This window comes from Luteimonas salinilitoris (assembly GCF_041300785.1).
Taxonomy (GTDB): Bacteria; Pseudomonadota; Gammaproteobacteria; order Xanthomonadales; family Xanthomonadaceae; genus Luteimonas; species Luteimonas salinilitoris.
The window spans coordinates 53,445-75,762 of sequence record NZ_JBFWIB010000003.1 but is presented as its reverse complement, the minus strand read 5'-3'; the positions used below and the strand labels follow the sequence as shown (position 1 = coordinate 75,762).

Annotated in this window: 17 protein-coding genes and 2 tRNA genes; 17 read left to right on the top strand and 2 right to left on the bottom strand. The window is 69.6% G+C overall.

Annotated elements, in window-relative coordinates; translation table 11 throughout:
• Positions 1-193: 193 nt before the first annotated feature.
• Complete coding sequence (locus AB5T46_RS07090; RefSeq protein ID WP_370563195.1) at positions 194-823, bottom strand: DUF937 domain-containing protein; 630 nt, start codon at positions 821-823, stop codon at positions 194-196.
• Between the two features lie 283 nt (positions 824-1,106).
• Positions 1,107-3,701: a DNA mismatch repair protein MutS gene (gene mutS, locus AB5T46_RS07085; RefSeq protein ID WP_370563194.1), complete on the bottom strand. Its 2,595-nt coding sequence runs from the start codon at positions 3,699-3,701 to the stop codon at positions 1,107-1,109.
• A 163-nt stretch (positions 3,702-3,864) separates the two neighbouring features.
• On the opposite strand from mutS, the gene AB5T46_RS07080 reads away from it, so the two are divergent.
• From AB5T46_RS07080 to AB5T46_RS07000, 17 genes are all read left to right on the top strand, one after another.
• Positions 3,865-4,497: a cation transporter gene (locus tag AB5T46_RS07080; protein WP_370563192.1), complete on the top strand. Its 633-nt coding sequence runs from the start codon at positions 3,865-3,867 to the stop codon at positions 4,495-4,497.
• 175 nt (positions 4,498-4,672) lie between these two features.
• Positions 4,673-4,993, top strand: coding sequence for an ArsR/SmtB family transcription factor (locus tag AB5T46_RS07075; protein ID WP_370563191.1), 321 nt, complete (start codon positions 4,673-4,675; stop codon positions 4,991-4,993).
• Positions 4,994-5,211: 218 nt separating this feature from the next.
• Entirely contained in the window at positions 5,212-6,255 is a 1,044-nt protein-coding gene (locus tag AB5T46_RS07070; RefSeq protein WP_370563190.1) for an ArsJ-associated glyceraldehyde-3-phosphate dehydrogenase, read from the top strand.
• 157 nt (positions 6,256-6,412) lie between these two features.
• Positions 6,413-7,660, top strand: coding sequence for an organoarsenical effux MFS transporter ArsJ (arsJ, locus tag AB5T46_RS07065; RefSeq protein ID WP_370563188.1), 1,248 nt, complete (start codon positions 6,413-6,415; stop codon positions 7,658-7,660).
• Positions 7,661-7,839: 179 nt separating this feature from the next.
• Positions 7,840-10,047: a TonB-dependent siderophore receptor gene (locus AB5T46_RS07060; RefSeq protein ID WP_370563186.1), complete on the top strand. Its 2,208-nt coding sequence runs from the start codon at positions 7,840-7,842 to the stop codon at positions 10,045-10,047.
• A gap of 17 nt (positions 10,048-10,064) precedes the next feature.
• Entirely contained in the window at positions 10,065-10,391 is a 327-nt protein-coding gene (locus AB5T46_RS07055; protein ID WP_370563185.1) for a DUF3649 domain-containing protein, read from the top strand.
• Between the two features lie 181 nt (positions 10,392-10,572).
• Positions 10,573-12,075 carry a PepSY-associated TM helix domain-containing protein gene (locus AB5T46_RS07050; RefSeq protein WP_370563184.1) on the top strand — a complete coding sequence of 501 codons (1,503 nt, stop codon included), beginning with the start codon at positions 10,573-10,575 and terminating at the stop codon, positions 12,073-12,075.
• Positions 12,072-12,410 (top strand): DUF3325 family protein, encoded by a 339-nt coding sequence (locus AB5T46_RS07045; protein ID WP_370563182.1) that lies wholly within the window; start codon positions 12,072-12,074, stop codon positions 12,408-12,410. The genes AB5T46_RS07050 and AB5T46_RS07045 overlap by 4 nt, the downstream gene beginning before the upstream one ends.
• Before the next feature lie 233 nt (positions 12,411-12,643).
• Complete coding sequence (locus AB5T46_RS07040) at positions 12,644-15,283, top strand: TonB-dependent receptor (RefSeq protein WP_370563180.1); 2,640 nt, start codon at positions 12,644-12,646, stop codon at positions 15,281-15,283.
• Between the two features lie 121 nt (positions 15,284-15,404).
• On the top strand, positions 15,405-15,902 hold the full coding sequence (locus AB5T46_RS07035; protein ID WP_370563179.1) for a CinA family protein: 498 nt from the start codon (positions 15,405-15,407) through the stop codon (positions 15,900-15,902).
• A 25-nt stretch (positions 15,903-15,927) separates the two neighbouring features.
• Positions 15,928-16,578, top strand: coding sequence for a transcriptional repressor LexA (lexA, locus tag AB5T46_RS07030; RefSeq protein WP_370563178.1), 651 nt, complete (start codon positions 15,928-15,930; stop codon positions 16,576-16,578).
• Between the two features lie 202 nt (positions 16,579-16,780).
• Entirely contained in the window at positions 16,781-17,830 is a 1,050-nt protein-coding gene (gene recA / locus AB5T46_RS07025; protein ID WP_370563177.1) for a recombinase RecA, read from the top strand.
• Positions 17,831-17,909: 79 nt separating this feature from the next.
• A complete protein-coding gene (locus AB5T46_RS07020) occupies positions 17,910-18,407 on the top strand; it encodes a regulatory protein RecX (RefSeq protein WP_370563176.1) in 498 nt (165 codons plus the stop codon).
• A gap of 154 nt (positions 18,408-18,561) precedes the next feature.
• Entirely contained in the window at positions 18,562-21,192 is a 2,631-nt protein-coding gene (gene alaS, locus AB5T46_RS07015; protein ID WP_370563175.1) for an alanine--tRNA ligase, read from the top strand.
• A gap of 147 nt (positions 21,193-21,339) precedes the next feature.
• Positions 21,340-21,543 carry a carbon storage regulator CsrA gene (gene csrA / locus AB5T46_RS07010; RefSeq protein WP_370563174.1) on the top strand — a complete coding sequence of 68 codons (204 nt, stop codon included), beginning with the start codon at positions 21,340-21,342 and terminating at the stop codon, positions 21,541-21,543.
• Between the two features lie 73 nt (positions 21,544-21,616).
• A tRNA-Ser gene (locus AB5T46_RS07005) sits at positions 21,617-21,709 on the top strand.
• A 520-nt stretch (positions 21,710-22,229) separates the two neighbouring features.
• Positions 22,230-22,306: transfer RNA gene (locus AB5T46_RS07000), tRNA-Arg, on the top strand.
• Positions 22,307-22,318: the final 12 nt, after the last annotated feature.

Below are 22,318 nucleotides of genomic sequence, written 5' to 3'. Positions count from 1 at the left end.
AGAAATGAACGGTCAGCCAACGCTACTGCCGGAGCGTGAAAATATGAAGTCGATTGATGCGAACGGATCGATAGTCAAAGGCTATCCGCGCCCGGCACCGACAGCGAGAGGTCGTCATCGTGGCGCGCGCCGGCATGACGTGCGCGCGACGGACCGACGAATCGCCGCCCCCCACGCCGTATCCCATCGACCTTCAGCGCTTGCTGCCCAGCAGTCCGCCGCCGATCTTGAGCAGGTCGCCGAGTCCGAGTTCGCCGTCGCCGTCCTGGTCCAGCACCGCTCCGAGCAGGTCCGCGGCACCGCCCTGGCGTGCGACCTGCCGTTGCTCCTGGCCCAGGATCGCGCCGAGCCCCTCCGGGGTCGCCGGCGCCGGGCTGGCGTCGCCGCCCTGGCCCTGCTGGAACGTCTGTTTGGCCAGGAACGCCAGCACGATCGGCGCGAGGATCTTCAACAGCTGCCCGGCGCGGTCGCCGCCGAGGCCGGTGGCCTGGCCGAGCCCGGCCTCGGCGCGCTGCTGCCTGCCGCCGAAGACATGGCCGAGAATGCCGGCGCCGTCGGCCTGCGGCGAGGAGGCGCCGCCGAGCACCGCGCCGAGCACGCTGCCGATGTCGCCGCCGGCGTGGTTCTTCTGCAGCGCGCCGAACAGCGCTTCCGCGCCCTGCGGCTGGCTGGCGTTGCGGCCCAGCGCCCCCATCAGCAGCGGCAGGGCGGTGCCGACCGCGCCCGCGGCCTGTGCCTGGCCGACGCCGAGTTGCTGCGCGATCTGCTGCAGCGGCGCGCCGTCGAGCTGGCTGAGGAGTTGGTCGGTCAGGGAGTCGGTCATGACGGCGGGTCCTTGTCTGCAGTGGAGCGCGTTGTTGCGCACGGCTACTGTAGCGCCTCTCCGCGCATCCGTTCGCGGCCCACCGCCCCGCAGACCCGTAGAGCGGAGCTTGCTCCGCTATCCGTTTCCGAAGCCGACGTCGTAGAGCCGAGCTTGCTCGGCTGCGCTGGCTCCGGAGCCGACGTCGTAGAGCCGAGCTTGCTCGGCTGCGCGGGCTCCGGAGCCGGGAGCAGCGGAGCAAGCTCCGCTCTACGAGAACGGTGGACGGCAAACGTCGGCCGCGTCAGGTCAGGGATTTCAGGCGGTACAGCGCTTCCAGCGCCTGCTTCGGTGTCAGTTCGTCGGGATCCAGCGCGGCCAGCGCTTCCAGCGCCGCGGACGACGGTGCGAACAGGCCGATCTGTTGCGGGCCGTCCAGCGCCTGCGGCCGCATCGCGGCGGCCTGGGTTTCGTGGCCGCGCTGCTCCAGTTCGGCCAGGCGGCCGCGGGCGTCGCCGACGACCGATTTCGGCAGCCCCGCCAGCGCGGCGACCTGCAGGCCGAAGCTGCGGTCTGCGGGTCCTTCCTTGACCGCATGCATGAACACCAGCGAGTCCCCGTGCTCGACCGCGTCGAGGTGCACGTTGGCCACGCCGCTGCCTGGCGCGGCGAGCGCGGTGAGTTCGAAGTAGTGGGTGGCGAACAGGGTGTAGCTGCGGTTCGCGCTCGCCAGGTGCCGCGCGCAGGCCTCGGCCAGCGCCAGGCCGTCGTAGGTCGAGGTGCCGCGGCCGATCTCGTCCATCAGCACCAGCGACTGGTCGGTGGCGTGGTGCAGGATGTAGCTGGTCTCGCTCATCTCGACCATGAAGGTCGACTGGCCGCGGGCGAGGTCGTCGCCCGCACCGATCCGCGTCAGGATGCGGTCGATCGGACCGATCGCCGCGCGCGCCGCCGGGACGAAGCTGCCGATGTGCGCCAGCAGCACGATCAGCGCGTTCTGCCGCATGTAGGTGCTCTTGCCACCCATGTTCGGGCCGGTGATCACCAGCATGCGGCGGTCGTCGTCGAGGATCAGGTCGTTGGGTTCGAACGGCTCGTCGCGCACCGCCTCCACCACCGGGTGGCGTCCGCGCTCGATGCGCAGGCCGGGCTCGGCGGTCAGCTGCGGCCGCGACCAGTCCAGCGCCTGCGCGCGTTCGGCGAAGGCGACCAGCACATCGAGTTCGCTCAGCGCCGCGGCACACTGCTTCAGCGCGTCGAGCCGTGCGTTGAGGGCGTCGAGCAGCTGTTCGTACAGCAGCCGTTCGCGCGCCAGTGCGCGCTCGCGCGCCGACAGCACCTTGTCCTCGAACTGTTTCAGTTCCTCGGTGATGTAGCGTTCGGCATTGGTCAGCGTCTGGCGGCGGGTATAGTGCGTCGGCGCCCTGCCGGCCTGCGCCTTGCTGATCTCGATGTAGTAGCCGTGGACGCGGTTGTAGCCGAGCTTCAGGGTCGGGATGCCGCTGGCCGCGCGCTCGCGCGCCTCCAGGTCGACCAGGAACTGGTCGGCGTTGCCGCTGAGCGCGCGCAGCTCGTCCAGTTCGACGTCATGGCCGGCGGCGAAGACGCCGCCGTCGCGGGCCAGCACCGGCGGATGCTCGACCAGCGCAGTCGCCAGCAAGTGCGCTTCGGCGGCGTGCTCGCCCAGGCTTTCGGCCAGGACCTGCAGGCGCGGCGAATCGAGCGGCGCCAGCAATGAACGCAGTTCCGGCAGCATCGCCAGGCCGTCGCGCAGGGTGGACAGGTCGCGCGGCCGCGCCGAGCGCAGGGCGATGCGCGAGAGGATGCGCTCGAGGTCGCCCAGGGCGCGGAAACGTTCACGCAGGTCGTCGTCGGCGCGGTTGTCGATCAGCGTGGCGACGGCATGATGGCGCTCGCCGAGCACACCGCGGTCGCGCAGCGGCCGGTGCAGCCAGCGCCGCAGCAGGCGTCCGGCCATCGGCGTGACCGTGCTGTCGAGCACGCCGAGCAGGGTATGGCGGTGCTCGCCGTCGACGCGGGTGTCGAGCTCGAGATGGCGGCGGGTGGCGGCGTTCATCGCGATCGCGCCGTCGCCGGTCTCGACCGCGATCGCGGTCAGGTGCGGCAGGCGCTGCTTCTGCGTCTCCTCGACGTAGCCGAGCAGGGCGCCGGCGGCGGCGATGGCGCGCGGCCGGTCCTCCAGGCCGAAACCGGTCAGGTCGTGCAGCCCGAAGAACTGCAGCAGCTGGCGGCGGCCGCTGTCGGCGTCGAACAGCCACGGCGCGCGCCGGCGCACGCCCTTGCGCGCGGCCAGGAACGACGGCCAGCCTTCTTCGTCGGGCAACAGCAGTTCGGCCGGATCCAGGCGCGAGAGTTCGGCCTCGAGCTGGTCGTCGTTGGCGACCTCGTTGACCAGGAAACGGCCGCCGGCCAGGTCGGCCCAGGCCAGGCCGTAGCCCCGGCCTTTGGACGACGTGCCGGACCGCGCCAGCGCCAGCAGCAGGGTGTCGCGGCGTTCGTCCAGCAACGCCTCGTCGGTCACCGTGCCGGGGGTGACGATGCGCACCACCTTGCGCTCGACCAGGCCCTTGCTGGCGGCCGGGTCGCCGATCTGCTCGCAGATCGCCACCGACTCGCCCAGCGCCACCAGCCGCGCCAGGTAGCCTTCCGCCGCGTGGTGCGGCACGCCTGCCATCGGGATCGGCTGCCCGCCCGAGGCGCCGCGCTGGGTCAGGGTGATGTCGAGCAGCCGCGCCGCCTTGCGCGCGTCGTCGTAGAACAGCTCGTAGAAGTCGCCCATGCGGAAGAACAGCAGCACGTCCGGGTGCTCCGCCTTGGCGGCGAAGAACTGGCGCATGAGTGGCGTCTGTTCGGGCGTCTGTACGGCGCTCTTGGGCATCTGCAGGGGGCGTCTCGGGGCGGCGGACATTGTAGCGGGCGCTCTCGGTGGGGAATCGGGTGCCCTCGCCGCGGCTTTCATCTGCGGCGCCAGCACGACCGCGCTGCCGGCACCCGGCCGTGGAGGGCATCGCAGGTGCGCACCGCGTATCCTGCGATGTGAGATGGCCGATTCCTGCTGCGGCAAGACGATCGAGGTCCGGGCCCTGGAGGCGCGGCAGAAGCGGGTGCTGATCACAGTGCTCGCGATCAACGCGGCGACCTTCCTGATGATGGTGACGGCGGCGATCCTGGCGCGCTCGTCGTCGCTGCTGTCGGGCGGGCTGGACAATCTCGGCGACGCGCTGACCTATGGGCTGAGCCTGGCGGTGGTCGGCGCGAGCCTCCGGGCGAAGGCGCGCGTGGCGGTGTTCAAGGGGCTGCTGATCCTGGCGGCGGCGGTCGCGGTCGGCGTGCAGATCGCCTGGCGCCTGGCGCATCCGGCGGTGCCGCTGTTCGAGGCCATGGGCGTGGCCGCGCTGCTCAACCTCGCCGCCAACGCGACGTGCCTGTGGCTGCTGTCGCCGTACCGGCACGGCGATGTCAACATGGCCTCGGTGTGGGAGTGCTCGCGCAACGATGTCTGGGAAGGCGTGGCGGTGTTCGCCGCCGCAGCGGGCGTGTGGCTGTTCGGCAGCGGCTGGCCGGACCTGGTGGTCGCCGGTGCCCTGCTGCTGCTGTTCCTGCGTTCGGCGTTGCGCGTGCTGGCTAGCGCCCGGCGCGAACTGGCCACCGTACGCGGCCAGGGCGGCACCTGATTGATTCCAGGCCGAGTTCGACTGCGGCGACATTGCGTCCGGATCACGGTATTTCCCCGCTTGCGGCCGCATCGCGGCGGGTTGCTCTCGTTACCTTGAAAGCCGAACGGCCGAGCCCGGTTCGAGGCCGCGCCTGCGACTTCATTCATATCTATAATTCCAGTATCATCGAAATATGAAGACCGATGCCGCCCTCGATGCCCTGTCCGCGCTGGCGCAGAAGTCGCGGTTGGCCGTGTTCCGCCGTCTGGTCGAGCTCGGCCCCGACGGGGCCACGCCCGGCGAACTTGCCGAGGGGGTCGGCATCGCCGCGACCACGCTGTCGTTCCACCTCAGGACCCTGGCGCAGGCCCGACTGATCGAGGCCGAGCAGAACGGCCGCAGCATCACCTACCGCGCCGATTTCGCGGCGATGCAGGGCCTGGTCGGCTATCTCACCGAGAACTGTTGCGGCGGCGACCCGGAGTTGTGCGCGCCGAGGCAGGAGCGGCGGTGACGATCGCGGGCCCGGGCGGCGAATCCCTTTTTGGCCAGCGGCGGGGACGACTCCCTGTGGGAGTGGCGGCGGCACGCCGCCGCCGGGAGGTCGCGATGCCTGCGGAGCATCCGATTCACGCGATGTCGCGACTTCCCGGCGGCGGCGTGCCGCCGCCACTCCCACAGGGAAGAACACCAGCTCTGCAATTCCCGCATTCCTGACCGGAGCTCCCGCGAATGACCCTCAAGATCGGCATCAACGGATTCGGCCGCATGGGCCGGCTGACCCTGCGCGCGGCGCTGGAGCGCGACGACCTCGCACAGGCGCTCGAGTTCGTGCGCATCAACGACCCGGCCGCCGACGCGGCGCAGTTCGCGCACCTGCTGGCGTTCGACTCGGTGCACGGCCGCTGGCACCGCGACGTGCGGCACGACGGCGACGCCCTGATCGTCGACGACCGCCGCATCCCGGTCGGCCGCAACCGCGAGATCGCCGACGGCGACTGGTCCGGCTGCGACGTGGTGATCGAGGCCTCCGGCAGGTTCAGGAAAAAGGCCGCGCTGCAGCCCTACCTCGACCAGGGCGTGGCGCGGGTGGTGGTGACCGCGCCGGTCAAGGAGGCCGGCGTGCTCGACACCGTGGTCGGGGTCAACGACCACCTGTTCGATCCGGTCGTGCACCGCATCGTCACCGCCGCCTCGTGCACCACCAACTGCCTGGCGCCGGTGGTCAAGGTCTTGCATGAAGGCCTCGGCATCCGCCACGGCAGCATCACCACCATCCACTCGCTGACCAACACCCAGACGATCGTCGATGCCGCGCACAAGGATCCGCGCCGCGCGCGCGCCTGCGGCAGCAGCCTGATCCCGACTTCCACCGGTTCGGCCACAGCGATCGCCGAGATCTTCCCGGAGCTGCGCGGGCGCCTGGACGGCATCGCCGTGCGGGTGCCGCTGACCAATGCCTCGCTGACCGACTGCGTATTCGAGGTGGCGCGCGCCACCACGGTGGAGGAGGTCAATGCGCTGTTCCGCGATGCCGCGGCGTCCGCGCCGCTGGCCGGAATCCTCGGCTACGAGGAGCGCCCGCTGGTGTCGATCGACTACCGCACCGATCCGCGCTCGTCGATCGTCGATGCGCTCTCGACGCGGGTGATCGACGGCACCCAGGTCAAGGTGTATGCCTGGTACGACAACGAATGGGGCTACGTGAATCGCACCGCCGAGCTGGCGCTCAAGGTGGGGCGGGCCGACGTGCCTGGCCCGGCGGCGGAATCCTGATCACCGGACCGTAGAGCCGAGCTTGCTCGGCTATGCAGGCTCCCGAGCCGAGAGCAGCGGAGCAAGCTCCGCTCTACGGGGTGCGGGCTCCGGGACCAAATCAGCGGAGCAATAGCCGCCGGCAAGCGATCCGCCCAAAAATATTTCCGGAGTTCGAATGATGCAGACGCAATCGCCATCGCTGCCCGGAACGCCGCCGCCCAACCTCCGCCAGTACGCACTGGTCACCGGCAACTACTGGGCCTTCACCCTGACCGACGGCGCGCTGCGCATGCTGGTGGTGCTGCATTTCCACCAGCTCGGCTACGAGCCGCTGCAGATCGCGCTGCTGTTCCTGTTCTACGAGATCTTCGGCGTGGTGACGAACCTGGTCGGCGGCTGGCTGGGCGCGCGCATCGGCTTGAACCGCACGATGAACATCGGCCTCGCCCTGCAGGTCGTCGCGCTGGCGGTGCTGGCGGTGCCGACCGCATGGCTGACGGTGCCGCTGGTGATGGCCACGCAGGCGCTGTCGGGCATCGCCAAGGACCTCAACAAGATGAGCGCCAAGAGCAGCGTCAAGCTGCTGGTCGCCGACGGCGCGCAGGGCACCCTGTACCGCTGGGTGGCGGCGCTGACCGGCTCCAAGAACGCGCTCAAGGGCGTCGGCTTCTTCCTCGGCGGCGGTCTGCTGACCTGGCTCGGCTTCCGCGGCTCGGTGCTGGCGATGGCGGCCGCGCTGGCGCTGGTGTGGATCGCCAGCCTGGCGCTGCTGCGGCGCGACCTGGGCCGGGCCAGGGCGGTGCCGAAGTTCCGCCAGGTGTTCTCCAAGAGCCGCGCGATCAACGTGCTGTCGGCGGCGCGGCTGTTCCTGTTCGGCGCGCGCGACGTCTGGTTCGTGGTGGCGCTGCCGGTGTTCCTGGCCAGCGTGCTGGACTGGGACCACTGGCAGGTCGGCGCCTTCCTCGCGACCTGGGTGATCGGCTACGGCATCGTGCAGGCGTCGGCGCCGCGCTTCACCGGGCGCGATCCGCGGCAGCTGCCGGGGCGTGGCGCCGCGTTCGGCTGGGCGGCGGCGCTGGCGGTGGTGCCGGCCGGGATCGCGCTGCTGCTGTCCGGCTGGCCGCCGCAGACGGTGCTGGTCGCGGGCCTGGCGCTGTTCGGCGTGCTGTTCGCAGTCAACTCGGCGCTGCACAGCTACCTGATCGTCAGCTACGCGCGCGAGGACGGCGTGTCGCTCGACGTCGGTTTCTACTACATGGCCAATGCCATGGGACGGCTGGTCGGCACGGTGCTGTCGGGCTGGGTGTACCAGGCGGCCGGGCTGGTTGCCTGCCTGTGGATATCGGCATTGTTCGTGACCGCGGCGGCGCTGATCGCGCTGGCGCTGCCGCCGCCTGCGCGCACGACGGGGCAGGGCGCATGAACCGGTCCGGCGGCCCGTAGGCGCTGCGATCCGACATCGCATGAGCTTCCGCCCCGCGGGGGAAGATGGGAACTGTTTTCAAATGCGAATTAGTCTCGATACAATATGGCACCTCTGACCTCAGCCGCGCGCATCGCCAGCCAGACAGGTCCTGATCTCCCCACCATGTCTGGATCGCCATGCCCGAGCCTGTCGCAACCGTTTCCGCCCGTCGCCATTGGCACATCCTTGCTTCCGTCGCGCCGCTGACGCTGGTGATCATTCCGGCGCTGCTGGTGGCCGGTCCTGCGCTGGCGGAGACCGCGGCTGCGGGTGAGGCCGCGTTGCAGGTCACCGATCTCGACCGGCTCGAGGTCAAGGCCACCCGCATCGACGACGCTGAGGGCGGCCGCGTCGGCACGAAGATGGACGTGCCGCTGCGCGAGACGCCGCAGTCGGTGAGCGTGGTGACCCGCGACCAGATGGAGCGCCGCGGTGCGCAGACGGTCGAGGAGGCGCTGCGCTACTCGGCCGGCACCAGCCTGCCGTACGGCTACGACCAGCGCTACGACTGGATCGACGTGCGCGGCTTCCAGACCGTGTACGACCTGTACCGCGACGGCCTGTCGCAGCAGGGCGCGACCTTCGCCGTTCCGCGCATCGACCCGTACGCATTCCAGCGCATCGAGGTGCTCAAGGGTCCGGCTGGGGTGATGTACGGCGCCGGTAGCCCGGGCGGCCTGATCAATCTGGTCAGCAAGCGCCCGGACCCGGACGCCGGCAACGAGATCGCCGCCTCCGTGGGCATGCACGACCGCCGCGAGCTGCGCACCGACCTCAACGGCGCACTCGGCGGCACGGACAGCGGCTGGCGCTACCGCCTGGTCGCCCTGTCCGGCGAGAGCGAGACCGAGGTGGACTACAACTTCACCGACAAGTGGCTGCTGATGCCGTCGCTGCGCTGGCAGGGCGAGCGCAGCACCCTCGACCTGCAGGCGACCTGGCAGAAGGTGCGCTCGCGCGAGGGCAATTCGGTGACGATCGCGCCTTATCTGCGCGGCCTGCTGGCGGAGCAGGGCGTCAGCGTCGACATTCCGCGCTCGCGCTTCATCGGTGAGCCGGACTTCGACCGCTTCGATCCCGAGTACCGCACCTTCGGCTGGAGTTTCGAGCACCGTTTCAACGACATGTTCACGCTGCGGCAGAACGCGCGCTACAACCGCACCGATCTCGAGTACCGCTCGCATTACCTGCTCGGCATCGATGCCGCCAATCCCCGGGAGGTGACCCGTGCCAACCTCGCGGTCGACGAGACCTCGAAGGGCGTGGTGGTCGATACCGCGTTGCAGGCGAAACTCGGCGACGGGCGAGTCCGGCACACCGTGCTGGCCGGCATCGACTACCGCAAGGTGGAGAACCACGAGAACAGCGGCTATGCCGGCTACGGCGATGGGCTGGTGCCGAATCTCGATGTGGTCGACCCGGTGTACGGACGGCCGACCGCAACGCCGGTCCAGTCCCTGACCGAAGTCACCGCCCGCCAGCTCGGCTTCTACCTGCAGGATCACATCCGCTTCGACGAGCGCTGGGTGTTGTTGCTGGGCGGGCGCTACGACTTCGCGAAGACCGACTCGGCCAGTGCGTTCGGCGGCTCCGGCTTCGACGACGAAGCCTTCTCCGGCCGCGCCGGCCTGGTCTACATGGGCGAGGGCGGGTTCGCGCCGTACATCGGCTGGAGCGAGAGCTTCCAGCCGGTCAACAGCAGCGACCCGGTCAGCGGCCGCGCCTTCGAGCCGGAGACCGGTCGCCAGTTCGAGATCGGTGCACGCTGGCAGCCGGTCGGCGCCGACGTGCTGCTCAGCGCGGCGGTGTTCGACCTGCGCAAGCAGAACATGGTGATCGGCGATCCGGACAATCCGGCCGTGCGCAGCCAGGTGGGCGAGGTGCGCTCGCGCGGCTTCGAGGCCGAGGCCAACACCATGATCGCGCCGGACACGCGCCTGGTGCTGGCGGCCACGCTGCTCGACACCGACACCCTGCGGGGCGACGCCGCGCAGCCGACCGGCGCGCCGCTGCCGCGGATCCCGGAGTACTCCCTGGCCACCTACCTCGACTACACCTTTTCCGGCGGCGCGCTGGACGGGTTGAACATCGGTGCCGGCGTGCGCCATGTCGGCGAGTCGACCATCGCCACCACCGCTTCGCTGACCACCGGCGAGCGGCTCGACGTCGATACCCCGTCCTACACGGTGTTCGACGCCGCGATCCACTACCCGTGGCAGGCGTGGACGTTCTCGCTGACCGGCAGCAACCTGGCCGACCGCGAATACGACATCGGCTGCACCGAGCTCAGTTGCTACCGCGGCTATGGGCGCCGCGTCGACTTCACCGTGCGCTACCGCTGGTGAGCGTCGCCGAGCCCGCCATGCCCGCCGACATGCCAGCGAAGCCCGCCCGCCGCAAGCGCAATGGCGTTCCCGCATGGACCGCCGTGTCGCGCATCCTGGCGGCGCTGTTCGCCGGCTACTGGACGGCCTGGGGTGCGACCGCGTTCCTGACCCTGGCACTGCCGTTCGACCGTCCCGGCCGCGTCACCGCCGCCAGCCTACTGTGCTTCGCGGTGTGGACGACGGCGGCGCTGTACGCATTCGCGGCCAAGAGCACCTGGCGCGCCTGGTGCGTCCTGCTGCTCGCCGGCGCCGCCCTGTACGCGCCAGCGTTGCTGTTCCCGGATTTCACCGCACGGCCATGACGACCCATATGCACAGGAGCCCGAAAAGCCCACCTGATAGCCTCCCTGAGTCAAGGGGGCGGCATCGGTGCGCAGCACCGATGCGGGGGTCGTGGAAGCATGGCGCAAGCAGCGCTTTGCGCAGCGAAGTGCTGCGCCGGCCCGGGGCCGGCGCCGTTACCGATTGCCGCAGGAAAGCGGTATGAAGGCAAGCCTGTCGCAAAGCATGGCGTGGCTGCATACCTGGGCCGGTCTGGTGACCGGCTGGCTGCTGTTCGTGATCTTCGTCGGCGGCACCATCGCCTGCTTCGATGCCGAGCTCGACCGCTGGATGCGGCCCGGGATCCCGGCCGCGGCACCCGCCGAGCCGGCGATGGACGCGGTGGCGGCGAGCATGCTGGAGAGCGATCCCGACGCGCATGCCTGGTTCCTGTACCTGCCGCACCCGCGCTTCCCGGCGATCAAGGCCGGCGCCTGGTACCTCGACGGCACTTACGACGTGCACGCCTACGATGCCGCCAACGGCGCACCGCTGCAGGACACCGCCGGCGGCGATTTCTTCTTCACCCTGCACTACAACCTGCATGCCGGAACCCTCGGCATGTACCTAGTCGGCTTGGCCGGCATGCTGATGCTGGTGGCGATCGTGTCTGGAGTGATCATCCACCGGCGCATCTTCAAGGACCTGTTCCTGTTCCGCTTCCGTGGCGGAGGCCAGCGCGCCTGGCTCGACGGCCATAACCTCACCGGCGTGGTGGCGCTGCCGTTCCACCTGATGATCGCCTACACCGGGGTGGCGATCTTCGTCTCCTCGTACATGTTCGCCGGACTGCAGGCCGCCTACGGCGGCGATGTGGAGAAGCTGTTCGACGAGCTCGCGCCGCACCCGCACCGGGAGGAGGTGCATCGACCGCCGCCGGCGCGCGCGCCGCTGGACGCGATGATCGCGGATGCCCGCGAGCGCCTGGGCGGCGCGCCGTGGCTGGTCGGCGTGGAGCATCCCAACGACGCCTCGCAGGTGGTCAGCGTCGGCCTCGACCACAGCCGCCACGTCGCCTGGAACCACCGCACCGCCTATTACGACGGCGTCACCGGCCGGCACCTGGGCGACGGGCCCGAGCCGGGCGGGGCGTATCACACCTACATGTTCCTCGGCGGCCTGCACATGGTGCAGTTCGGCGGCGCGCTGTACCGCTGGCTGTACTTCGTGCTCGGCCTGGCCGGCTGCGTGATGCTGGCCTGTGGCATGCAGGTGTGGGTGGAAAAGCGCGCGCGCCGCGTCGCCGAGGCCGGGGTGCGCTCCGGCTACGGCCTGGTGCGCTGGCTCAATGCCGGCGTGATCGCCGGCATGCCGCTGGCGATCGCCGCGATGCTGTGGGCCAATCGCCTGCTGCCGGCGACGCTGGAGGGCCGCCGTGCCTGGGAGATCGGGATCTTCTGCGGCGCCTGGATCGGTGCGGCGCTGTGGGCCGGGCTGCGCCTGGCGCGCGGTCGCCCCTGGCGCGACCTGTTCGCCGCCACCGCGGTGCTGCTGTTCGCGGTACCGGTGCTGTCGCTGTTCGCGGCGCCGGCCGCGTCGCTGCCGGTCACGCTCGGTGGCGGCGATCTCGCTATGGCGACGGTCGACCTGACGATACTGGGACTGGCGGCGGCGTTCGCGTGGCTGGCCCGGCGGACGGGCCGGGGCGTGGAGCGCCAGGCATGACCGCGGCGGTCTGCGCCGCCCTGCTGGTCGCCGCCTGGGCCGGCCTGTGCTACGGACAGGCGCGGCAGCATGCGTCGGGTTTCGGCAGCGAGGGCACGCGCGGCCGTCGCCGCGCGTTCGCCGTCGCCGGCTGGCTGCTGCTGGCGGCCGCGTTGGCGGTGGCGATGCATGGGGCGGAGACCGAGTTCGGACCGGTGCTCTGGGCCGTGTTGCTTTCGCTGACGGCGCTGGGCTGGGTGACGGCGCACGCCTGGCGGCCGCGCGCGGCGCGCTGGCTGGCGGCTGCCGCGCTGCTGCTGGGGGTGCTCGGTCTGCCCGCCTTCGCCCTGATCTGAGGCGGCACGACGGCGCCGCGACGGCGCATTCCTCCGGGCCGTCGGGCACGTACGCGGACATCCGGAACTATGTTAGGTTTCCGTCAATGCAGGTGATGGCGGCGGGCACGACCAGTCCCCCACACCGGTCTCCGCCGCCTCCGGACGATCCACTCGCCCGGTACCTGCATGCCGTTGCTTCGACGGGTCAAGGCCTTCGTGGTTCAACGATCATCTACGGTTAGGGGGACGCCATGAGTTCACAGCATCCGCAATACAAGCTCCTCGCCGCCGCGGTCCTGGCGGCCCTGGTGTCGATGTCGCAGGTCCCGGTCGCACAGGCGCAGGAGGCGTCACCTGCCGGCGAGACGCGCGACGACGAACCGACCACCCTGGCCACGATGGTCGTGACCGCGCAGAAGCGCGAGGAAGCGCTGCAGGATGTGCCGATCTCGGTCACGGTGATGGACGAGCAGCTGGTGCGCGATACCGGCGTGCGCGACATCAAGGACATGCAGGTGCTGGTGCCCGGCCTGACCGTGACCAGCACCCAGAACGAGGCGATCACCACCGCCCGCATCCGCGGCATTGGCACCGTCGGCGACAACGTCGGCCTGGAGTCGTCGGTGGGCGTGGTGATCGACGGCGTCTACCGGCCGCGCAACAGCGTCGGCTTCGGCGACCTCGGCGAGATCGAGCGCATCGAGGTGCTCAAGGGCCCGCAGGGCACGGTGTTCGGCAAGAACACCTCGGCCGGCGTCATCAACGTGGTGACCCGGCGCCCCAGCTACACCCAGAGCGTCGAGGGCGAGGTCACTGCCGGCAACTACGGCGCGCTCGGCGTATCGGGATCCTACAACGATGCCCTCAGCGACAACGCAGCCTTCAGCGTCTACGCGGCCAAGCGCAAGCGCGACGGCTGGATGGACGTGCGCACCGGCGCCGGTCCGCGCACCGACACCGAGGACTACGACCAGAACTACCACACCCTGCGCGGCAAACTGCTGTTCGAGCCGACCGAGACGCTCGACATCCAGTTCTCGGCCGACTACACCAGCCGCGAGGAGAACTGCTGCACCGCCGTGCAACTGGTGACCGGCGGCACCGCGCCGATCATCGATGCGCTCGGCGGCGGCAATGCGATCGCGATGCCGGCGGACCCGTACGCACGGATCGCCTACAGCAACCGCTCGACCTCGCAGGACATCAAGGACAAGGGCGTCTCGGCCCAGGTCGATTGGGAAACGCCGTGGTTCGGCGGCGCCACCCTGACCTCGATCACCGCGCAACGCGAGTGGCAGGCGATCAACGGCCTGGACTTCGACTTCACCACCGCGGACCTGATCTACCGCAACGCCGATCCGAACGAGTCGTTCAGCGGCTTCGACACCTTCAGCCAGGAATTCCGCCTGACCGGCGCCACCGACCGCGTGGACTGGATGGTCGGCTTCTTCTATTCCGACGAGGACCTGGACCGCAACGACTCGTATCGCATCGGCGCCCACTACGAGCCGTACCTGTCCACCCTGGTCGGCAACCAGGTGTTGGGCGGGCTGGCGGCGCAGCTGGCGCCGCTGGGCATCGTGGTGGATACCGCGAACCCCGCGACCTTCATGTCGCAGGTGAGCGGACAGCCGTTCGGCACGAATTTCACCGGGCTCGGCGCGCTCGACCGCCACGAGCAGAGCGCGAAGAGCCAGGCGATCTTCACCAACAACACCTGGCACGCGACCGACGCGCTCGACCTCACCCTCGGCCTGCGCTACACGCGCGAGAAGAAGGAGCTGACCTCGGTCTACAGCAATCCCAACGGCAGCATCGGCTGCGGCAGCGTGCTGGCGAACCCGGCCGGCCGGGTCGCGGCGGCGCTGACCGCGCGCGGCGTGCCGATCGCCGCGCTGCCGCCGGAGGTGCAGGCGCAGATCCTGGGCGCCGTGGCGCCGCAGGTGGCGGGCTTCATGTGTCTGCCATGGGCGAATGCCCTGCACCACGGCCGCATGACCAGGCAGGAACGCGAGGAGAAGGAATGGTCCGGCACGCTCAAGGCGGCGTATCGCTGGAACGAGACGCTGATGACCTACCTCTCGGCCGCCCGCGGCTACAAGGGCGGCGGCTTCAATCTCGACCGCGTGCAGTCGTCCAATGGGCTGTCCAGCGGCGGTCCCGGGATCGTTCCGGTCGACGACACTTCGTTCCCGGGCGAGTTCGTCGACAGTTACGAGCTCGGCGTCCGCACCACCTGGGCCGGGGGCAACCTGCTGGTCAACGCCACGCTGTTCCACCAGACCTACGACGACTTCCAGCTCAACAGCTTCCTCGGCACCAGCTTCGTGGTGCGCTCGATCCCCGAGGTCGTGTCGCAGGGCATCGACACCGAAGTCCTGTGGCAGCCGGCCGCGGTGCGCGGGCTGACGCTGCAGGGCGGGCTGATGTATGCGGACACGCGCTTCGGCGACGACATCCCCGGGGCGGACTTCGAGGCGCCGGCCGGCGCGCTCTACAAGCTGCCGGGCGCGCGCATGCCGTTCGCGCCGTACTGGTCGGGTTCGGGCTCGGCGACCTACGAATGGGATGTCGGCGACCGGCTGCTGGCGCGCTTCAACATCGGCGCCAAGTACATGTCCGAGTTCAACACCGGCTCCGACCTCGATGCCGAGAAGCATCAGGATGCGTTCACCGTGGTCAACGCACGCCTGGGCTTCGGCGCCCGCGACCGGCGCTGGATGGTCGAGCTGTGGGGGCAGAACATCTTCGACGAGGACTACGTGCAGGTCGGCTTCGACGGCCCGCTGCAGGCGGTCGGCTCGCCGCAGCCGGGCGATCCGCTCAATACCTACAACGCGTTCCTCGGCGCGCCGGCGACCTACGGGGTGACCTTCCGGCTGCGCTACTAGGTTGCGATCGCGCGAGCCACAAGCCGCCCGCGCATCCCCGTGATGCGCGGGCTTTTCCTTGTGCGGCCACGCCGACGCCGAAATCGGCTACAAAGGCGTTCCCCCGACTCGAAGCCGCACGATGCACGGACCCCCCGAAGACGCGCTGCGCGCGCAGGCGCAGGCACTCGGCGAGCAACTGCGCGCCGGCCACCACACGCTGGTCACCGCCGAGAGCTGCACCGGCGGCTGGATCGCCAAGGTGATGACCGACATCGCCGGTTCGTCGGAATGGTTCGATTGCGGCATGGTCGCCTACAGCTACGAGGCCAAGCAGGCGCTGCTCGGCGTGCGCCCGCAGACCCTGGACGAACACGGCGCGGTCAGCCGTGAGACCGCGATCGAGATGGTCTCCGGCGCGCTGGCGAACTCGGGCGCCAGCATCGCAGTGGCGGTGACCGGGATCGCCGGTCCCGGCGGCGGCACCGTGGACAAGCCGGTCGGCACCGTATGGATCGCCTGGAAGCGCCGCGGGCGCTATCCCAGGGCCGAGATATTCCATTTCGACGGCGACCGCGACCAGGTGCGCCGGCGGACCGTGGAGGCGGCGCTGCGCGAACTGGAGGGCTTGCTCGGCTGATCGATTAGTAGTATTACTACTAACCATGCAGCTGACCGACACTCAACGCGACATCCTGGCGCTGATCGCCGAGCGCATCGAGGCCGAGGGCGTGCCGCCGTCGCAGGCCGAGATCGCCCGCGCCTTCGGCTTCGCCGGCGTGCGCGCGGCGCAGTACCACCTGGAGGCGCTGGAGGCCGCGGGCGCCATCGAGCGCGTGCCGGGCCGCGCTCGGGGGATCCGGTTGCGGGTGACCCCGGAAGCCCCGCAGCGGAGGCTTCCATTCGATCCGGCCGGTGCGGCAGACGGCGATGCGCTGCGGTTGCCGGTGCTGGGCCGGGTTGCCGCGGGCGCGCCGATCGGGGCCGACATCGGGTCCGACGATTACGTGGTGCTCGACCGTGTGCTGTTCTCGCCGTCGCCGGATTACCTGTTGAAGGTGAAGGGCGACTCGATGCGCGACGAGGGCATCTTCGACGGCGACCTGATCGGCGTGCATCGCACGCCCGATGCCCGTTCCGGGCAGATCGTCGTCGCCCGCATCGACGAAGAGATCACCGTCAAGCTGCTCAAGCTCGGTCGCGACAGAATCCGCCTGCTGCCCCGCAACCCCGACTACGCGCCGATCGAGGTGCTGCCGGACCAGGACTTCGCCATCGAGGGCCTGTACTGCGGCCTGGTGCGGCCGAACCGGTGAGTCGTCGTGACGCGTTTCCGCGCCATCGTTTTCCGGCATCCTGGCGCGGCGTTTTCCGACAGGGCGGGGCGGCGTCCGCGGCTGGAATCGCAGCTGCCGATCCCGATAATCGTTCATGAGGGCGAGGTCGTCGCAGCCCGTGCGACCTGCCACCGCTAGATTGCCCGCCAACCAGAATCAATCACCGCAGAGGATCACCACGATGGACGAGAACAAGAAGCGCGCGCTGTCCGCCGCCCTGACCCAGATCGAGAAGCAGTTCGGCAAGGGCTCGGTGATGCGCATGGGCGACGGCACCGCGCAGGCGGTGGAGTCGATCCCCACCGGCTCGCTGCAGCTCGACATCGCGCTCGGCATCGGCGGCCTGCCCAAGGGCCGCGTGGTCGAGATCTACGGCCCCGAGTCGTCCGGCAAGACCACGCTGACCCTGCAGACCATCGCGCAGTGCCAGAAGCTCGGCGGCACCGCCGCCTTCATCGACGCCGAGCACGCGCTCGATCCCGGCTACGCCACCAAGCTGGGCGTCAACATCGACGACCTGCTGGTCTCGCAGCCGGATACCGGCGAGCAGGCGCTGGAGATCGCCGACATGCTGGTGCGCTCCAACGCGGTCGACATGGTGGTCATCGATTCGGTCGCCGCGCTGACGCCCAGGGCCGAGATCGAGGGCGAAATGGGCGACCAGCTGCCCGGCCTGCAGGCCCGCCTGATGAGCCAGGCGCTGCGCAAGCTGACCGGCAACATCAAGCGCAGCAACTGCATGGTGTTCTTCATCAACCAGCTGCGCCACAAGATCGGCATCATGATGCCGGGGCAGAGCCCGGAAACCACCACCGGCGGCAACGCGCTCAAGTTCTACGCCTCGGTGCGCCTGGACATCCGCCGCATCGGCGCGATCAAGAAGGGCGAGGAGATCATCGGCAACCAGACCAAGATCAAGGTGGTCAAGAACAAGATGGCGCCGCCGTTCAAGCAGGTCATCACCGAGATCCTGTACGGCGAGGGCATCAGCCGCGAGGGCGAGCTGATCGACATGGGCGTGGAAGCCAAGCTGGTCGACAAGGCCGGTGCCTGGTACAGCTACGGCAAGGAGCGCATCGGCCAGGGCAAGGAGAACGCGCGCCAGTACCTGAAGGAGAACCCCGAGGTCGCCGCCAAGCTGGAGGCGGCGGTGCGCGCCCAGCTGATACCGGTCGTGGTGAAGCCCGGGGAGCAGAAGGAAGAGGTCGAGCAGGAAGACGCCGAGGCCTGAGGCGGCGTCCCGGGAGCCTGCGGACAGCCGCGCAGGCACCGGGTAGAGCGGGCGCCGAGGCCCGACTGACGGGAGAACGATGCAGGATTCAGGCTCCGACGGCCGGCGCAGGTCCCGGCCCGAACCGACCCCGGCGCAGCGCGCGCTGGGGCTTTTGGTCCGGCGCGAACACTCGCGCCGGGAGCTCGAGCGCAAGCTGACCGCGCGCGGCGTCGAGGCGGACGAGGCGGCCCGAGCGGTCGAGCGCATGGCCACCGAAGGCTGGCAGGACGACACCCGGTTTGCGATCAGCCTGGCGCGCTCGCGCGCCTGCGGTGGCTACGGCCCGCAGCGGATCCGGGTTGAACTCGAGTCCCACGGACTCGACGACGCCGTGGTCGAGGCTGCCTTCGCGGCGCTGGCCGAGGATGGCGAGGACGACTGGCGCGAGCGCGCCCAGGCGCTGCTCGAGCGCCGTTTCGGCGATCTCCGCGCCGCCGACCAGGACCGCCGGCGTAAGGCCGCCGAGTTCCTGATCCGACGGGGCTTCGACATCGGCGTCGTGCGACGCGCGACCGGGTTCGCCCCCGACGACTGAACGCAGGGGCGGTGCGGTCCGCCACTCGCGGGCCGGGCGCAGCCAGGCGCGCCGCGTCCTGTTAACCTTCCCCTATCGGGTTGTCAGCTCCACGTCGTGGCCGCATTGCGGTCGGGCGCCGGACCGGCGCCCTTCACGTATTGTCACGCCCACGATGAAGACCACCTCCGATATCCGTCGCGAATTCCTCGAGTTTTTCCGCGACAGGAACCATGCCGTCGTCCCCTCGGCCTCGCTGGTGCCGGGCAACGATCCGACCCTGCTGTTCACCAACTCCGGCATGGTGCAGTTCAAGGACGTGTTCCTGGGCGCGGAGAAGCGCAGCTACGTGCGCGCGACCGACGTCCAGCGTTGCCTGCGCGCCGGCGGCAAGCATAACGACCTCGATTCGGTCGGCTACACCGCGCGCCACCACACCTTCTTCGAGATGCTGGGCAACTGGTCGTTCGGCGACTATTTCAAGAAGGAAGCCATCGCCTGGTCGTGGGAGCTGCTGACAGAAGGTTGGAAACTGCCCGCCGAGCGCCTGCTGGTCACCATCTATCACACCGACGAGGAGGCCTACCGCATCTGGTGCGAGGACATCGGCCTGCCGCCGGAGCGGATCATCCGGATCGGCGACAACAAGGGCGCGCCGTACGCCTCGGACAATTTCTGGCAGATGGCCGATACCGGCCCCTGCGGTCCGAGTTCCGAGATCTTCTATGACCACGGCCCCGGCGTGCCCGGCGGACCGCCCGGCTCGCCGGGCGAGGACGGCGACCGTTTTATCGAGATCTGGAACCTGGTCTTCATGCAGTTCGACCGTCAGCCCGACGGCAGCCTGCTGCCGCTGCCGGCGCCGTGCGTGGACACCGGCATGGGCCTGGAGCGGCTGGCGGCGGTGCTGCAGGGCAAGCACAGCAACTACGAGATCGACCTGTTCCGGACGCTGATCCGTCGCGCCGCCGAACTCACCGGCACCCCGGACCTGGGCAACAAGTCGCTGCGCGTGATCGCCGACCATATCCGCGCCTGCAGCTTCCTGATCGTCGACGGCGTGCTGCCGTCCAACGAGGGCCGCGGCTACGTGCTGCGCCGGATCATCCGTCGCGCGCTGCGCCATGGCTGGATGCTGGGCGTGCGCGAACCGTTCTTCCACCGCATGGTCGAGGCCGTCGACGCGCTGATGGGCGAGGCCTATCCGGAACTGCGCGCCAAGCGCGAGCTGGTCGAGCGCGCGCTGCGGGCCGAGGAGGAGCGCTTTGCCGAGACCCTCGACGCCGGCATGCGCATCTTCGACGAGATCGCCGACCGCAGCGGCGGCACCATTCCCGGGGCGGAGGCGTTCCGCCTCTACGATACCTACGGCTTCCCCCTGGACCTCACCGCCGACATCGCCCGAGAGCGCGGCCTGGACGTCGACATCGCCGGCTTCGATGCGGCCATGGCCAGGCAGCGCGAAACAGCGCGCGCTGCCGGCAAGTTCGCATCCGGCGCCGGCCTGCCGGCGGATCTGGTGGCACAGCTGCGTCCCGCCGAATTCCTCGGTTACGACCGGCTGCAGGCCGGCGGGCTGGAAGTCATCGCGCTGCTGCGCGACGGTCGCCCGGTGGAATCGGTCGCGGCCGGCGAGGAAGCGATCGTGATTCTCGACCGCACCCCGTTCTACGCCGAATCGGGCGGCCAGGTCGGCGATACCGGCGAACTGGACGGGCAGGGCGTGCGTTTCCGGGTGGAGGACACGCGGAAGCTCGCCGGCCAGTTCCACGGCCATGTCGGACGGCTGGAAGCGGGCAGGCTCGCACGCGGCGACCACCTGCTCGGCTCGGTCGATGCCGGCCGCCGCGCCGATACCGTGCTCAACCACAGCGCCACCCACCTGCTGCACGGCGCACTGCGCGGACTGCTGGGCACCCATGTCGCGCAGAAGGGCTCGCTGGTGGCGCCGGAGCGGCTGCGCTTCGATTTCTCTCATTTCCAGCCGCTGACAGCCGAGGACGTCGCTGAAATTGAACGCCGGGTTAATACCGAGGTACGCGCCGACCACACCGTCCAGGTTCGCGAGATGGACATGCAGGAGGCGCTGGACGCCGGCGCCATCGCGCTGTTCGGCGAGAAGTACGGCGAGCGCGTGCGGGTGGTGACGATGGGCGAATCGGTCGAACTGTGCGGCGGCACCCACGTCGGCCGTACCGGCGAGATCGGACTGTTCAAGCTGGTCTCGGAAGGCGGCGTGTCGGCCGGGGTCCGTCGGGTCGAGGCGCTGACCGGCCAGGCCGCGTTGGACCAGATCGCGGCCGAGGAGCGGCAGCTGCGGCAGGCGGCCGGCCTGCTCGGCGGCACCACCGCCGAGGTCGGCGACAAGCTCCGCGCCCTGCTGGAACGGCAAAAGCGCCTGGAGCGCGAGCTCGAGGGGCTGAAGGCCAAGGCGGCCAGCGGCGCCACCAGCAATCTCGCCGAATCGGCGGTCGAGGTGCAGGGTATCCGGGTGCTCGCGGCGCGACTGGAGGGCTTCGATGCCAAGGCGCTGCGCGAAACCGTCGATCGCCTGAAGCATCAGCTGGGCGACGCGGTGGTGATCCTCGCCGGTACCAGCGAGGGCAAGGCGGCGCTGGTCGCCGGGGTCAGCGGCGCCGCCTCAGGGCGCGTCCGTGCCGGGGAACTCCTGTCGCACGTCGCCGGTCAGATCGGCGGCAAAGGCGGCGGTCGGCCTGATCTGGCCCAGGGGGGCGGCAATGACGGCCCGGCCTTGGCGCAGGCGTTGCAAGGCGTGGACCAATGGGTATCGGAGCGCCTCACATGACTGCAGTGTGACTTTACACCTATCCGAATGTGACCGGCGACCGGTATCATGGTCGTTTGTCGTTACTGATTCCAAGAGCGGAGCTGCGGCCGGAGTGCCGGGTGGCCGCCGCTGGTGGATAAGCTGCCAGTCCATGGAGAGTTCTCAATGTTGATTTTGACTCGACGCGTCGGAGAGACCCTGATGATCGGCGACTCCGTGACGGTGACCGTCCTCGGCGTCAAGGGAAACCAGGTCCGTATAGGAATCACCGCCCCGAAAGACGTCCCGGTTCACCGCGAAGAGATCTATCAGCGCATTCATCGCGGGGAGGGGAGCGATACCCACGGAGGCAACGAAACCGAAAGCTAGGGTTTGCCGCCTTCGAGGCGAGCCGGTATCCTGCGCGGGCGTTCGCACCTGCAGGCGCAGGATCGATGCAAACGGAGAGTTGCCCGAGTGGCTGAAGGGGCTCCCCTGCTAAGGGAGTATGGGGCTAAACACTCCATCGAGGGTTCGAATCCCTCACTCTCCGCCATTCCTTGCAGAATGGCTCCGAGTTCGCGATTCCCGGCCCGGCGCAGCGCGCCGGGCGTTCGCATGGGCGCACGCCGGTGGCGTGCGAGCGGCCCATGCTCACCCCTCACTCTCCGCCATCCCTCCGGGATGGCTACGGTTCGCGATTTCCGGCCTTCGCGCGCAGCGCTCAGGCGCTCAAGCGGACGCGAGCCGGTGGCTCGCGAGCGGTCCGCTTTCGCCCCTCATTCTCCGCCATTCCTTGCAGAATGGCTCCGAGTTCGCGATTGCCGGCCCGGCGCGGCGCGCCGGGCGTTCGCATTGGCGCACGCCGGTGGCGTGCAAGCGCCACTGTTCACCCCTCGCTCTCCGCCCATCCCTTCGGGATGGCTCCGAGGCCGCGATTTTCGGCCTGGCGCAGCGCGCTGGCGGCGCTTCGCTGGACGGCGCCTCGGCATGGTTTTCGTTCCGCACGCCGCATCGTCGTCGATGCCGAATGGATTGACGAACCGGCGACTCGCACTTCATAATTTCGCTCCTGCGCGCCCGTAGCTCAGTTGGATAGAGCACCAGGCTACGAACTTGGGGGTCGGAGGTTCGAATCCTTCCGGGCGCGCCATTCATGACGAGG